Raw genomic sequence first — 13,949 nt, 5'->3', positions numbered from 1 at the left:
GGCTCAGACGTCGTTGTCGGTCTTGTGGTCGGCGTCCTCACCCTGCTCTTGGGCGAAGTCGGGGTCGTTGAGACGGGCGCGCGTCTCGATGAGCCGTTGGAGGATGGTGATGAGGCTCATCCCGGCCAGGAGCCACAGGCCGCCGGCGAGGATGTAGGGCACCCCGAGCGCGCTCACGCCGACCGCGATCAGGATGATGACCAGCCGTTCGGTGCGTTCGGCGACACCGACGTCGCAGTTGACGCCCAGACCCTCCGCGCGCGCCTTGATGTAGGACACCATGAACCCGCTGATCAGGCAGAACAGCGTGAGTCCCGCGAGCAGCGGGTCGTCGCCCTCACCGACGAACCACCACATGAGTCCGGCCAGGATGGCGGCGTCGGCGATCCGGTCGAGGCTGGAGTCCAGGAAGGCCCCGAAGGCGCTGGCACTGTCCCTGGCCCGGGCCACCGCCCCGTCGAGCATGTCAAAGAGCGCGAAGACGGTGATGACCACCGACCCCGCGTAGAGCTGGCCGCGGGGATAGAAGTAGAGGGCGCTGATGACGACACCCGCGGCGCCGACGATCGTGACGATGTTGGGGGTCAGGCCGATCCGGGCCAGGCTCCGGCCGAGCGGAGCGGTGACCCGGGAGATCATGGGGCGAAGGATTCTCAGCATGTCTTCTTGTGATCGTAGGACGGGAACGGTCATGGGGGTGGGAGCCGCTGTCCGCTGGGGGTGGCGCGTCACCGGGACGGCGGTCTCACGGCTCGGGCCCGGGACCGATCGGGCTCACCCTCGCGGCCAGTGCTCGGTCAGGCGGGTCCGGGTCTGCTCCAACATCTCGGGCAGGATCCCGGTGTCGCCGATCACCTGCATGAAGTTGGTGTCGCCACCCCATCGGGGCACGACGTGCTGGTGGAGATGGGCGGCGATCCCGGCTCCGGCCACCGTACCGAGGTTCAGGCCGACGTTGAAGCCCTGCGGTCGGTGGGAGTCGGTGAGCGCTCGGATGCCCGCCTGCGTGAGGGAGGCGATCTCGGCCGTCTCGGTCTCATCCAACGCGGTGTAGTCGGAGACGTGACGGTAGGGGCAGACCAGCAGGTGGCCGCTGGTGTAGGGGTAGATGTTGAGGACCACGTAGGCGGTCTCGCCGCGCGCCACGACCAGGCCCTCGACGTCGGTCACCTCGGGGGCCCGACAGAACGGGCAACCGTCCTCGGCCCGCGGGCCGGTGGGCTTGCCCTCGCCCTTGATGTAGGCCATGCGGTGCGGGGTCCAGAGCCGTTCCCGACCGTCGGGGACGCCGGTCCCCACCCCGGTCGGGGTCGCGTTGTCGGGCTCGTCGTCGGCGCCGCGCATGACTCGTCCGTCCCCTCGATGACCGTTTTCTTGCGTCTCGTCCCAGCATAGAAGCGTGGTGGAGCGCCCGTGTCGTGGGCCACGGGCGCTCCGATGACCGCGCGGTGAACGAACCCGCCGCTCAGAGCCCCAGTAGGGCTCGCAGGTGACGCGGGGGCGGGGCCCCGTGGGAGAGCATCGCGTCGTGGCGTTCTCGCTCCGACGCCCCGGGCCGGGCGATCTTCAGGTCGTGGGCGATGTCGGCGACCTCCGCCTGACCGACGTAGTAGGTGGACAGCTGCGCGCTGGTGAGTTCGGCCCGGCGCCACTTGCCGCGGGCCTCACCCTCCTCCTGGTGGCCGCGCTCGACCATCAGGGCGATCGCCTCGGCCTCGGTGATGTCCTTGGTGTGCACTCGAACGTCCAGGATGGCGTTGAGGATCATGCGCAGTCGCATCTTGAGCTGGACCAGGCGCAGCGCCAGGTTCTCCCTGCGGGAGGCCTCGTCGGTTCCATCGGTCCAACCGTGCCCGGCCAGGACCGACTCGGCGTGCACCGCCCACCCCTCGACGAAGGTGCCGCTCCACAGGACCCGTCCCACCCGGGTGGAACCATCGTGGCGGGCGGCGTGGGCCAGCTGGAGGGCGTGCCCCGGCAGCGCCTCATGGGCCATCAGGTTGCGCAGCAGCATCCCGTTGTACTCGCGGAAGAACGACTCCCGCTGTTCGCGGGGCCAGTCCGCGGGCGGCGGGGCGACCGCGACCAGGGTGGGCAGTTCGGCCATGCGGGGGTCCAACGGGCCGGGCGGCTCGCAGTAGGCCACGGCCACCCCACGGCGTGACTCGGGCATCGGCACCACCCGCACCGGGTCGTCGTGCACGGTGACCAGGTCGAGTTCGCGCACCCGCTCGTTCAGGTGCGCCAGGGCCCGTTCGGCGATGGGTCGGACCGTGTCCGCGTCGGTGGCGTTCTCCCGGGCCAGGGCGGCCAGGACCTCGGTCGCCTGCCCCCGATGTCGGGGGCGGCCCTCGTACTCGGCGGCGACCTCCGCCAATTCCTCCTCCGTGGCGATGAGGTCGCTCTCGGCGCGCACGCGCAGGGCCTCGGGTGAGAGTTCGGAGTCCAGGGTGTACCAGAGCCGAGCGGCGAAGACCCGCTCCCCCAGACGGGGATCGGCGGTGGCGAACTCGTTCTCCGCCCGCAGCCACGAGGTGTACTCGTCCACGGCCGCCAGAGCCGCCTCACGGGATCCCTCCAACCGGGAGGGCGGGGCGGACGCGGTCGCGGCGAGTACCGGAAGTGTGTCGGTGAGCAGCGTGCGGGCGCCGGCCAATTGGGCCAACGCGGTCTCCGCGTGCGCACGCGGGATACCCGGCCCCTCCGAGAGTCGCTCACGGGCGGTGGCCAGGTGGTCGGGAAGGGCCGCGCAGCGGGCGGCCAAGGCCTCCAGGCGCTCCGGCAACGGCAGGGAGTCGCGTTCGAGGAGGACGTGCAGGGCCTCGCCCGGCGCGTAGGTCAGGGGATCCCAGGTGTGCGGCCGCAGTTCGGTGGTGTGCCAGAGATCGGCCGACACGCGTGAACGCAGGACCTCCAGGTCGACCGAGTCCTCGGTCGGCAACAGGTCCTGGTCGATCTCGTCGAGGGAACCGAGTGCGTCGGTGAGGGTCGCCACACGGCGCGTGTCGGCCTCGACCGTGTGATCGGTCAACCGGTGGGCGCCACGGACGTCGCCGAGGTCCAACGCCCATTCGGGCGCGTCCTCCAGCAACGCGTCGAGCACCCGCTCGGCGACCTCACGGAACCGTCGGGTCATCGCGGCGGCGTCGGAGGAAGAGCTCATCCGGCCATGATGCCGGCACGGACGCCCGGTTCCCGTCAGACGGGAACCGGGCCGTGCTCGTGCGGGACCCCGGCCCGGGAGGTTCCGGTCACCGCCAGGAGTTCTGACCCCCGGTGGAGGTGGGCTGTTGCCCTGCGGCGCCCTCGGGGTCCCCCACCGTGATGGCGTGCTCGACGAGGGTGATGAGCGTCGACTTCGTGGAGCCCTTGTCACGGGCGTCCACCTGGACGATGGGGATCTCCGGGCTGAGCGTGAGCGCGTCCCGGACCTCGTCCGCGGCGTGGGGGTAGTAGCCGTCGAACCCGTTGATCGCGACGATGAAGGGCAAACGCGCCTCCTCGAAGTAGTCGATCGCGGGGAAGCAGTCCGCCAGCCGGCGGGTGTCCACCAGCACGACGGCACCGATGGCGCCCTTGACCAGGTCGTCCCACATGAACCAGAACCGGTGCTGTCCGGGGGTGCCGAACAGGTACAGGATCAGGTCCGAGTCGAGGGATACACGACCGAAGTCCATGGCGACGGTGGTGGTCTGCTTGTCCGGCGTCTTGGCGAGGTCGTCCACACCGACGCTGGCGCTGGTCATGACCGCCTCGGTCGTCAGCGGCACGATCTCGGAGACAGAGCCGACGAATGTCGTCTTCCCGACACCGAAGCCCCCGGCGACGACGATCTTGACCGACGTCATCGCGTTCCCCCCAGCACCGCCTTCCTCGGCTGGGCTAGAGCTTGCGAAGTCCACTGAGCACCCTTTCAAGCAGGTTGGTGTTGGGGCGAGCTTCGTTGTTGAGCGAAGACCTGATCTGGACCAGTCCCTGCTCGGACATGTCCGCCACAAGCACCCGCGCCACGCCGAGAGGCATCCGCAACAACGCGGAGATCTCCGCGACGGAACGCCATTCCCGGCACAGGTCACTGATCGCCTGCCATTCAGGCGTCAGCATGCCCGACTCGTTCCGGGCCGCCTCCGTGGCCGAGATCAGCGCTTCCAGTGGAAGCTGAGACTTCGGCTTGGTACGGCCCTTGGTGACCGCGTACGGACGCACCAGCGAACTGGGCGCGCTGCTCGACGCGGGTCGTTGGTCATACGGTTGTTGGATTGGTCGAGGAACATCTCCGCCGCCCGGCACGGCCGGCATCCCTCCCGTGGGGGGATGGCCCGGCTGTTGACCGAACCACGAGGCGCTCCCGGCATCTCTACTGTGAGGTGCCACCACTTCCTCCTGTCGGTGGTGGATCAGTGGATTCCCGAGGTACGCGCCGTTGGTGTCAGCGCCCTCCCGGCCCGCTCTACGAGCAGGGTCATCTCGTACGCGACCAGACCGAGGTCGCTCTCGGCCGCCGCGAGGACCGCGAGGCAGGAGCCGTCGCTGATGGCCATGATGAGCATCAGCCCCCGCTCCATCTCCACGACGGTCTGGGCGACCGCTCCACCCTCGAACACCCGGGACGCTCCCTGCGTCAGGCTGGACAGGCCGGAGGCGATGGCCGCCAGCTGGTCCGCCCTGTCGGTGGGGAAGCCCGAGGATGACGCCAACGGAAGGCCGTCCGAGGAGACGACGATCGCGTGGGCGACATCGGGTACCCGGTCGGCAAAGTCAGTGATCAACCAGTTGAGTTCATTGACCTGTCGACTCATCTGATCTCCTGTCCAAGTTCGCCGGCTGGTCTTTTGGCACTGCTACCGCCGGCACGGCATGTGACAGCACTGCCTCTGCGAACTGCCCGGCCCCTCCCGTGGGGGAAGCCGGGAGTCTGGTGTTGTGTTCTCGTCAAGTGACGGGTGTGGTGCGTCCGAGAAGCTCGATAGATGCTATTGCATCCTGCTTCCCGGAATAAGAGGGACCCCGTCCCACCACTGGCCACGTGAGTCACTCCTCCGCCGGATTGTCGCCAAGTCGGGTACGCCCGTCCCGGACGCCCTTCTGCAGGCCCGTGAAGCGGTTGCGGACTCGGTCCGCGCTTCGTGTGGGCATCTGCTTGAAGTTCTCCGGCTTGGGTGCGGTCCCTGGGACAAGGTTTGCCTTGGGAACTCGTTTTGGCAAGCCCGAGGTGGTCAGACCACCCGCGAGCGGCTCGGCGGCGGTACGCGCGGCCTTCCAACCACGGTCCGCGGCGGAGTTCCAGTCCTGGTCGGGACCCTGGGCCGGTTCGGCCCGCGGGGCCTGTTCGGCGCGCGGAGCGACCTCGCCGGCCGTGGGACGGCCCTCCGCAGGCGGGACCTGCGGGATCGGACCGGTCTCGGTGGCGTCCACGGTGGGTCCACCACTGCGACGCTTGAACCAGTTGGACTCGATCGCGTCGAAGATCGGCAGCGAGTCGGAGCCTTCACCGGCGGGCGTGGGGGGAACAACGGTGTTGTTCGGTCCCTGAGCCCCACCATAGCGGCGCGAGAGGTAGGCGGTGGAGCCGTAACCCTCACGGCTGTCACCGATACCGCTGCGGCGACCACCGGTCTCGTTGGGGTCGGCCTGGGCCGGCTGCTGCGACTGCTCCGGACCGGCCGGCGCGGGATCCCAGGCGGAGACCGCGGGGAACGACTCGGTGCTGGCCTCGTCGTACCGACCCGCGCCCCGGCCGGAGCCGGTGTCGAACGCACTCGTGCGGTGGGTCCCGGTGTCCGTGGGAGCGGCCTCGGTACGGCCACCGAACGCGTCGTAGGAGTCGGTCTCCCGCCGCTCGGCCTCGGTGGGCCGACGGAAGGCGCCGGTGTCGGCACTCGGTCGACGGAAGGCACCGGTGTCCGGTGCGGAGAACGATCCGGTGTCGGTGTTGCGCGGCGCCGGGTCGAAGAGGCTGCGACCGGTCTGTTCCGGCTTCGGCTCGTCCTCTTCCGGCGTGTCGTAGGGGTCCACCACGGAGCCGACGTTGTCGCCGAAGGCGCCGTTGGTGGGGGAGATCCCCTCGGCCCGCTTGGGTGCTTCCCAGACCGAACCGGTGTCACCGCTCTTGTCGGTGTTCCACAGGTCCTGTCCGCTCGGCGGGTGCTCCTCGTCGCGGGTACCCGCGCCGGGCGTGCGCTTGGGCAGGCCGCCCAGCTCGCCCGGGGAGAGACCCGCGCCGTCCTGGTTCTCCCAGGGGTCGCCGGGCTCCTGCGCCGCCGGGGTGGCCGCGAAGGCCGCCTGGGCGTCGGCGAAGGTGTCGGGCGTTCCCGCGGAGAGCTCGGGACGGGCGTCGGGGCCGCCCAGGGCGTGCTGACCGTCGACCGGGGTGATGAGGAGGTCCGGCGGGAAGGTCACGACCGCGGTGGTGCCGCCGCCGTGCGCCTCCTTCAGGCTCATCTTGATGCCGTGGCGGTGCGCCAGGCGCGAGACCACGAACAGACCCATGCGGCGCGAGACCGCGACGTCGATGACCGGCGGGGCCGCCAGTCGGGCGTTGACCCCCGCCAGGTCCTCGGGCGCCATGCCGATGCCGCTGTCGGTGACGTCGACCTGGACGGCTCCGCTGTCCAGGTTCTTGGCGCTGACGAGCACCTCGGTGTCGTGCGGGGAGAACGCGGTGGCGTTCTCCACCAGCTCGGCGACGAGGTGGATGACGTCGTTGACCGGACGGCCCAGGACCGAGATGTGGGAAGGGGCGCGCACGTTGACGCGCTCGTACTGCTCGACCTCGGAGACGGCGCCACGGAGGACGTCGACCAGCGGGACGGGCTGAGCCCACTTACGGGTGTTGTCCTGGCCGGACAGAACCAGGAGGTTCTCGTTGTTACGACGCATACGCGTCGCGAGGTGGTCCAGCTGGAAGAGGTCGGACAGGCGGTCGGAGTCCTGTTCGGACTGCTCCAGACCGTCGATCAGACGCAGCTGCCGTTCCACCAGGGTCTGGCTTCGACGCGAGAGGTTGACGAACATCGCGTTGACGTTGCTGCGCAGCGCGGCCTCGTCGGAGGCCAGTGTCAGGGCGACGCGGTGAACGTCGTCGAAGGCACGGGCCACCTCGCCGATCTCGTCGTGGGTGTCGACCTCGATGGGCGTCACCTTGACGGTGTCGGGGACCGCTCCGGCCTCCTGCATCCGGTTGATCGCGTCCGGCAGGTCGCGTTCGGCGACTCGACGGGCGCCGTCCTCCAGGATGCGCAGTGGGCGCACCAGGGAGCGGACCACCAGCGAGGTCAGGATGAAGACGGCCAGGAGCACGCCGGCGACGATGACGAGGTCCATGATCGTACGCAGCAGGGCTGTGCCGCGCAGGTCGTTGGCGTCCTCGGCGATGCCCTCGGCAAGGCCGGTCTCGACCAGCTGGAGACGTTCCAGGGCGACGTCGGCGATGGCCTTGTAGTCCTCGGGACCGTCGTTGGCGGTCACACCGGTGAGGTCGTCCCCGCGCTCGGCGCGGTACATGACGCGCATGCGCATGGTGGAGACCTGGCTGACCTCCAGACCGGTGAAGTTCTCGTCGAAGATCGCGCGCTGGTTCGGGTTGGCCGCCTGAACGAAGTTGGAGATCTCGTTCTCGTAGCGGGCCCGGCTGGAGTCGATGGCCTCGGAGATACCGCCGGTCATCGAGTTCCGCGCCAGGGAGTGACCCATGAGCGCCGTCTCGTAGGAGAGCTGGTCTCGCGCGTTCGACAGCGCGGTGAGGGCGCGGACGCTCTCTCGCAGGTCGGTGTCGTTGGTCTCGTCCGCGATCGTCTGGTTGAAGTCCGCGAGGGACCGGACGATGGTGCGATACTTGGTGACCACCGGAAGGACCGTGATGCGGGTCTCGTCCACCTCGGTGCGCAGGGCTTCGAGAGTGGCGAGCTGACTGCGCATCGTGGAGAGCCGGCCTTGGGCCAGGTCCCCGTCCATCTCGCCCATGTCGTCCAGGCGAGCGGTCAGTGTGCTCTGGAGGTCGCGGGAGGAGTCCCGCTCTTCGTCCAGTTCCTGACGGAGGGAGTCCGAACGATTGCTCGGGTCCGCACTGTCGGAGATGTAGACCGCGCTGGCCGTGCGCTCACGGCCCAGTTGGTTGGCCAACTCCACGATGAGGACGCCGACCTCGGCTCTGTCCTCGATGTGCGCGTGGGTGACGGTCGAGACCGAGGCCTCGTAAACCCTCAGACCACCGAGCGCGAGCGCCACGGCGGTGGGAATGACGATGAGGGCCACCAGTCGGGAGCGCACCCGCCAGTTACGTGGCCGCCACCAATTGGCTCTGCGCCGGGGCTTGGCATCGGCGCTGTCGGCCTGCGCGGCCTCGCTCTGCGCGCCGGCCCCGTTTTTCGTCGCTCGTGTCGACACGGACCCTCGCAACCTTTCGTGTCACCGCCTCGAACGGCTGTTGAACCCAGGGGTTGGACCGCTCCGGACCGGAAAATCGGTTGAGACCACGTGGTCCACCAGATAGAGAAAACGGTGGGAGTGTGGGGAGATGTGAAGACTGTCCGCCGGACTCGCCTGGGAGGAGAGGAGCCGCGCACCTAGAAACTTCGAGGTGCGCGTGCGGTGGATAGCGTATCAATGGGCGCGAAGCACTCGCTTCGGTCGTTTGGTGCCGATCCGCAAGATCATCATCGTTCACCCAGGGACATAATGCCCCCTACGTCCACATTATGACCAATCACCCAGGTCAGACGGGGAGACCGAAACCACCTCAGACATTGAGGTAACTATTTGGACACACCCCCACTCCATTACCAAGAGCGACGACTCGTGACATCCTGACAGGACACATATGCAGGTCCGGGGGAGTTTTCGGGAATGCGCACCACACGACGCTCAAATGCGAACACTCAGAGTGATGCTTCTGGCACTCTGGGCTCTACTATGGAATCGGATCGGGCCGGCACACTCGAACATATTTCGGTCATAGGCCTGCTCCCGTTGAGCGTCACCCTGCTGTGCGCGCTCTCCCTCGCCGCCCCCGCCGTGGCCGAGCCCGCCGACGAGCTCCGGACGCTGCGCGTCGAACTCGCCACCGCCCGATCGGAGGTGGCCACCCTCCGAGACGAGGCCACGGAGAAGATCGACCTCTACAGGGAGGAGGCCGGGCGGCTGGAGGAGGCCACCGAAACACGAAGGGCCGCCGACCGACGTTCGCGAACCGCGGCGGAGCGCCACGACGACCGACGCCTGGGCGCCGCCCGCCAGGCCGCCGGCGCCTACAAGGGGGCCGACCTGAGCATCACCCGCGCCTGGGCCGGCCCCGAAGGTCCCGTGGGGCTCCTGGAACGCGGCGCCTACCTCACCCTCCTGGGCGAGCACCGCTCCGCCGACGTGAGCCGGTCGGAGGCCGCCAAGGTCGCCGCCACCACTCTGGCCGAGGCCGCCGGTACCGCTGAGGAGGAACAGGCCGAGGCGACCGACGCCGCCGACGAGGCCCGCAAGGAGGCCGAGGAGGCGATCGAGAGGCAGGAGGAGCGCGCTCGGGATCTACTCGAACAGCAGACGGAGCTGGAGGAGGCCCTGGCCGCGTCCGACGACGGGCGGGGCTCGGGCGAGAAGGGGCGCCGTGACGGGACCCCGCCGGCCCGCGAGGGCGCCTGCGATCCCGGCGACACCACCGGGCCGGCGAACGGTCATGTCCCGGACACGATGCTGTGCCCGCTCCCCCAGACCGGGGAGAGCCTGCGCTCCGACGCAGCGGAGGCCTTCATCGAACTGGACGGCGCCTACCGGTCCGAGTTCGGCCGCCCGATGTGCGTGACCGACTCCTACCGGCCCTACCACGAGCAGGTGCGACTCTTCGAGGAGATGCTGCCCGGCATGGCGGCCCACCCCGGGACCAGCGCGCACGGGATGGGCATGGCCGTGGACCTGTGCGGGGGCGTCAACGAACCCGAGACCGTCGAGCATCGCTGGATGCTCGAACACGCCCCCGAGCACGGATGGGACAACCCCGACTGGGCGCGCGGTGGGTTCGAGCCCTGGCATTGGGAGTACACGCCCTGACCCCTCGGTCAGACCTGGGAGCCGACCCTGACCTCGAAGGTGCCGAGCTCGCCCACGTCGACGAACAGCTCGTCGTCGACCTCCAGAGCCGGTGTGACGACGGTGAGCAGCGCCCGCACCCGACCGGGACCATGGGCGAGCCCCTCGTCCTCCAGGTCGACCAGGCCGCGGCCGTTCTCCTCGTCCTCCACCGAGGTGGCGATCTCCACCGTGCCACCGACGATCTCGTCGGCGGTGGTCAGGACCGGGCCCAACATCAGTTGCACCGCGTCCCCGGTGGCGTCCAGCCACAGGCACGCGGGCGTGTAGGCCAAGGCCTCGCCCCGGCCCACGGTGAGCGCGGCCACGCCGACACAGGCGGTGCGGGCCTCGGAGAGCACGGCGTCGTCGACGCCGCGCACCATCTCAGGGTGGATCTCCAGCTCGCGGTCGCCGATCCGGACCGGGACCAGGGCGGTGGGCGCGACCGGGGCGCACATTCGCGTCTCCGGTTCCACGATGATCTCGATGGCGTGCTCCACGGCGCGCTCGTGTGCGGCCTCCAGGACCGCCGGACCGCCTTCCAACAGCCGGTCCAGGGCGCCCTCGTCGGGGCTGCCCATCACGTCGCCGTCGTCGAGCGCGCCCACTCGGGTACCGCCGCCGCTCGGCGACAGATAGGTGACCCAACGCAATGCGCCCACTCCCCGTGCTGGTCAGGCTCCTCGCGAGGTCGGTCCCCGCGGTCGTCCATCCCACGCGGCCATGGTCCCACCGCGCCCTCAGGTGGCGACCACCGGGCCGTGTTCCTTGCCGGTCCCGGCGCAGCCCCGACAGGGCTCGTCGATCCGCGACCAGACGATCACACCGCTGAGCTCCCGATACGGCCGTTCCGGCCGCCACCATCCGGTGCCACGGCAGTACCGGCATTCCAGCCCGTCCCGATCGCACCAACCGCACCCGGCGATGGCGCATCGGGCGTGGGTGGGCTCCCCCGTCGAATCCATGCGCTCCCACCGTCCCGAAACCTGGACCAGCCTCGCACAGGCCGGACCGGCGAGTCCAGAGGGACGAAAGGGACGAAAGTCCGGGTCAGCGGCGTTGTCGGGGTTCTCGTACCGATCCGGACCCCGGTTCAGGCCGACTCGCGAACCACCAGGTGGGTCTCCAGCGTGACCCGTTCGGAGTCGGCGGCACGTGGGATGGCCACGTCCACGAGGAGTCGGGCCATCTCCTGACCCATCTGGACGGTGGGTTGGTGGACCGTGGTCAGCGCCGGGGTGCTGTGCTGGGCCATGATGCTGTCGTCGAACCCGACCAGGGCCACGTCCTCGGGCACGCTCAGGCCGCGCTCGCGCAGGGTACGGATGGCGCCGATGGCCATCATGTCCGAGGCCACGAACAGGGCGTCCGGGTTCCCGCCCTGGTCGAGCATCTCCGCCATGGCCACGGCCCCACCATCGACGCTGAAGTCGCCCTGCACCACCAGGTTCGGATCGACCTCACGGCCGCTCTCGGCCATGGCCTCCCGGAAGCCCCGCAGACGGCTGATGCCGGCGTTCATGTCCTGGGGGCCGGTGATGGTCCCCACGCGTTCGTGTCCGGTCTCCAGCAGCCGGCGCGTGGCCATACGCCCGCCCTCCACGTTGTCGATGTCCACGAAGAAGCGCGCGGGCACCGCCTCGGAGTAGGGCCGGCCTCCGTGCACGACCGGCACGCCGGAGTCGGCCAGCCGAGAGGTGAGGGGGTCGTCCCGGTGCAGGGAGACGAGCATGGCGCCGTCCACGTGCGAGCCGCTGAGGTACTCGCCCACCCGCTTGTGCTCGGCGTCGCCCCGGGCGGTGGTGAGCATCAACTGCAGGTCGCGTTCGTGCAGCACCGAACTCACGCCGCGGATGATGTCGGCGAAGAACGGGTCTTCGAACAGTCGGTCCCTGGACTCCGAGACGACCAACGCGACCATGTCGGTGCGTCGGGTGACCAGGGTGCGCGCGGCATGGTTGGGGCTGTAGCCCAGTTCCGAGATCGCGTCGTGGACCGCCTCGCGGGTACGAGGGCTGACCTGTGAGGATCCGTTGATCACCCGGGATACGGTCCCCCGGCCGACCCCGGCCCGCTGCGCCACCATTTCCAGGGTCGGTCGCTGTCGACCGCCGCTCTTGGCCACTTCGAGGCTCCTTGCGCGTTCTCTACCGATCCGACCGGACCTTCCGGACGGCGGGCGTGGACGGGTTCGGTCCCGTGCCCGGGGCCGAACCCGTCCCGGAGCGCGTGGGATGCCCCGGAGGGACACCCCACGAACTCTCGTGGTTCACCGTGTGGGGAACCTCCCGGTCCTGGCCAGTTCGGCGTACCAGTGGCCCGTGTCCTTGACGATGCGCTCCTGCGTCTCGTAGTTCACGTGCACGATGCCGAATCGGCGGGAGTACCCCCACGCCCATTCGAAATTATCCAGTAGGGACCACGCGAAGTAGCCGCGCAGGGGGATCCCGGCGTGGATCGCCTCCTTGGCGGCCCGCAGGTGACCCTCGTAGTAGTCGGTGCGATCCACGTCGTGGACGGCGCCGTCGACCACGGTGTCCTCGAAGGCGCAGCCGTTCTCGGTCACGTACAGGTCGATGCCGCCGCTGTCGCCCGCCAGTCGTTGGAGGACGTCGAACAGGCCGCTGGGGTCGATCTCCCATCCCATGTGGGTGACGGGCAGCCCCTGGGAGACGTGCACCTCCTCGGGGTCGGCGCCCAGCCAGGCCTCGCCCTCGCCGCTGACCAGGGCCGGGTCGAGGCCCTTGGCCGAACCCGCGACGAACTCGGGCGAGTAGTAGTTGACCCCCAGGAAGTCCAGGGGGGCGGAGATGGTGGCCAGGTCCCCCTCCTTGACGAAGGAGAAGTCGCTGATGTCGGCGAGGTCCTCCAGGACGTCCGCCGGGTAGGCGCCCTTGAACAGGGGGTCGGTGAAGATGCGGTTGCGCACGCCGTCGGCCCGTCGGGCGGCCCGGGTGTCGGCGGCGTTGGCCCCGTGCGGTCGGATGACCGCCTGGTTGTGGGCCAGGCCCACGGTGGCCGGGTGACCCGTGGAGCGGATCGCCTCGACCGCCAGGCCGTGGCCGAGGAGCAGGTGGTGGGTGGCGGCCAGGGCCTTCTCCGCGTCCCGGTGTCCGGGGGCGTGGTGGCCGTTGTGGTAGCCCAGGAAGGCCGAGCACCAGGGTTCGTTGATGGTCATCCAGTGGGAGACCCGGTCGCCGAGGGCGTCGGCGACGACCTTGGCGTAGTCGGCGAAGCGCAACGCGGTGTCACGTTCGGGCCAGCCGCCCGCGTCCTCCAAGGGCTGGGGCAGGTCCCAGTGGTAAAGCGTGGCCCAGGGCTGGATGCCGGCTTCGAGGAGACCGTCGACGAGGCGGTCGTAGAAGTCGATGCCCGCCTGGTTCACCTTGCCACCGCCCTCGGGCAGGATCCTCGGCCAGGCGACGGAGAAGCGGTAGGAGCCGAGGTTGAGGCGCTTCATGAGCGCGATGTCCTCGGTGTAACGGTTGTAGTGGTCGTCCGCGGGGTCACCGGTGTCCCCGTTGAGCACCTTGCCCGGGGTCTCGGCGAAGGTGTCCCAGATACTGCGGCCTCGGCCGTCGGCGGTGGTGGCGCCCTCGATCTGGAAAGAGGCGGTGGCCGCCCCCCAGAGGAAGCCCTCGGGGAAATCGTTCGGGTTACTCACTGCTTTGTTACGCACCTTCCATGACGAGCGAAATCAGCTTGGGAGCGCTCCCATAACGGAAGCAGAAGCCACGGGTCAAGTCAACTCGCCAGTAGGCCCCCGAAACCCAACCGTTACCGACATGGCTCGGGCGTCGAAGGCGGATCCGCCTTCGAGGGCCGCCCACACCACCCCAAGCTCCCCCTGATTAGCAGAAAGGAGGGGCACAACGATGTAAAAAAGAAAACTA

General features: G+C 69.3%; 12 protein-coding genes. 1 reads left to right on the top strand and 11 read right to left on the bottom strand.

Annotated features, from left to right (window positions below):
- Window positions 1-3: 3 nt before the first annotated feature.
- The 7 genes from pgsA to ABZ717_RS08870 form a co-directional block, all read right to left on the bottom strand.
- Window positions 4-639 (bottom strand): phosphatidylinositol phosphate synthase, encoded by a 636-nt coding sequence (gene pgsA, locus ABZ717_RS08900; RefSeq protein ID WP_358507627.1) that lies wholly within the window; start codon window positions 637-639, stop codon window positions 4-6.
- A 135-nt stretch (window positions 640-774) separates the two neighbouring features.
- Window positions 775-1,344 carry an HIT domain-containing protein gene (locus tag ABZ717_RS08895; protein ID WP_358507470.1) on the bottom strand — a complete coding sequence of 190 codons (570 nt, stop codon included), beginning with the start codon at window positions 1,342-1,344 and terminating at the stop codon, window positions 775-777.
- A gap of 121 nt (window positions 1,345-1,465) precedes the next feature.
- Window positions 1,466-3,163, bottom strand: a complete 1,698-nt coding sequence (locus ABZ717_RS08890) for a DUF885 domain-containing protein (RefSeq protein WP_358507468.1) — start codon at window positions 3,161-3,163, stop codon at window positions 1,466-1,468.
- Between the two features lie 88 nt (window positions 3,164-3,251).
- Window positions 3,252-3,848 carry an ATP/GTP-binding protein gene (locus ABZ717_RS08885; protein WP_067600800.1) on the bottom strand — a complete coding sequence of 199 codons (597 nt, stop codon included), beginning with the start codon at window positions 3,846-3,848 and terminating at the stop codon, window positions 3,252-3,254.
- 34 nt (window positions 3,849-3,882) lie between these two features.
- Complete coding sequence (locus ABZ717_RS08880) at window positions 3,883-4,299, bottom strand: DUF742 domain-containing protein (protein WP_223809137.1); 417 nt, start codon at window positions 4,297-4,299, stop codon at window positions 3,883-3,885.
- A 98-nt stretch (window positions 4,300-4,397) separates the two neighbouring features.
- Entirely contained in the window at window positions 4,398-4,799 is a 402-nt protein-coding gene (locus ABZ717_RS08875; protein ID WP_067600806.1) for a roadblock/LC7 domain-containing protein, read from the bottom strand.
- 232 nt (window positions 4,800-5,031) lie between these two features.
- The gene (locus ABZ717_RS08870) at window positions 5,032-8,268 is read right to left on the bottom strand and encodes a nitrate- and nitrite sensing domain-containing protein (RefSeq protein WP_358507625.1); all 3,237 of its coding nucleotides are present in this window, start codon (window positions 8,266-8,268) and stop codon (window positions 5,032-5,034) included.
- A gap of 642 nt (window positions 8,269-8,910) precedes the next feature.
- Between ABZ717_RS08870 and ABZ717_RS08865 the strand changes: the two genes are divergently transcribed.
- Complete coding sequence (locus ABZ717_RS08865) at window positions 8,911-10,035, top strand: D-alanyl-D-alanine carboxypeptidase family protein (protein WP_358507466.1); 1,125 nt, start codon at window positions 8,911-8,913, stop codon at window positions 10,033-10,035.
- Window positions 10,036-10,043: 8 nt separating this feature from the next.
- Here the strand turns inward: ABZ717_RS08865 and ABZ717_RS08860 are convergent, their stop codons facing one another.
- From ABZ717_RS08860 to ABZ717_RS08845, 4 genes are all read right to left on the bottom strand, one after another.
- Window positions 10,044-10,709, bottom strand: a complete 666-nt coding sequence (locus ABZ717_RS08860) for a hypothetical protein (protein ID WP_358507465.1) — start codon at window positions 10,707-10,709, stop codon at window positions 10,044-10,046.
- 87 nt (window positions 10,710-10,796) lie between these two features.
- Window positions 10,797-11,021: a hypothetical protein gene (locus tag ABZ717_RS08855; RefSeq protein WP_358507463.1), complete on the bottom strand. Its 225-nt coding sequence runs from the start codon at window positions 11,019-11,021 to the stop codon at window positions 10,797-10,799.
- Between the two features lie 128 nt (window positions 11,022-11,149).
- Window positions 11,150-12,181 carry a LacI family DNA-binding transcriptional regulator gene (locus tag ABZ717_RS08850; RefSeq protein ID WP_358507461.1) on the bottom strand — a complete coding sequence of 344 codons (1,032 nt, stop codon included), beginning with the start codon at window positions 12,179-12,181 and terminating at the stop codon, window positions 11,150-11,152.
- A gap of 144 nt (window positions 12,182-12,325) precedes the next feature.
- Complete coding sequence (locus ABZ717_RS08845) at window positions 12,326-13,720, bottom strand: GH1 family beta-glucosidase (protein WP_358507459.1); 1,395 nt, start codon at window positions 13,718-13,720, stop codon at window positions 12,326-12,328.
- Window positions 13,721-13,949: the final 229 nt, after the last annotated feature.

Source organism: Nocardiopsis sp. NPDC006832 (assembly GCF_040635885.1).
In the GTDB taxonomy this organism is placed as follows: Bacteria; Actinomycetota; Actinomycetes; order Streptosporangiales; family Streptosporangiaceae; genus Nocardiopsis.
Note: the sequence above shows the minus strand (reverse complement) of the source record. Positions and strands in the feature narration are given on the sequence as shown.

Bases quoted from the DNA above. Each gene is read 5' to 3' on its own strand.
- pgsA (WP_358507627.1), bottom strand. From the start codon at position 639: ATGATCTCCCGGGTCACCGCTCCGCTCGGCCGGAGCCTGGCCCGGATC.
- ABZ717_RS08895 (WP_358507470.1), bottom strand. From the start codon at position 1,344: ATGCGCGGCGCCGACGACGAGCCCGACAACGCGACCCCGACCGGGGTG.
- ABZ717_RS08890 (WP_358507468.1), bottom strand. From the start codon at position 3,163: ATGAGCTCTTCCTCCGACGCCGCCGCGATGACCCGACGGTTCCGTGAG.
- ABZ717_RS08885 (WP_067600800.1), bottom strand. From the start codon at position 3,848: ATGACGTCGGTCAAGATCGTCGTCGCCGGGGGCTTCGGTGTCGGGAAG.
- ABZ717_RS08880 (WP_223809137.1), bottom strand. From the start codon at position 4,299: ATGCCGGCCGTGCCGGGCGGCGGAGATGTTCCTCGACCAATCCAACAA.
- ABZ717_RS08875 (WP_067600806.1), bottom strand. From the start codon at position 4,799: ATGAGTCGACAGGTCAATGAACTCAACTGGTTGATCACTGACTTTGCC.
- ABZ717_RS08865 (WP_358507466.1), top strand. From the start codon at position 8,911: ATGGAATCGGATCGGGCCGGCACACTCGAACATATTTCGGTCATAGGC.
- ABZ717_RS08855 (WP_358507463.1), bottom strand. From the start codon at position 11,021: ATGGATTCGACGGGGGAGCCCACCCACGCCCGATGCGCCATCGCCGGG.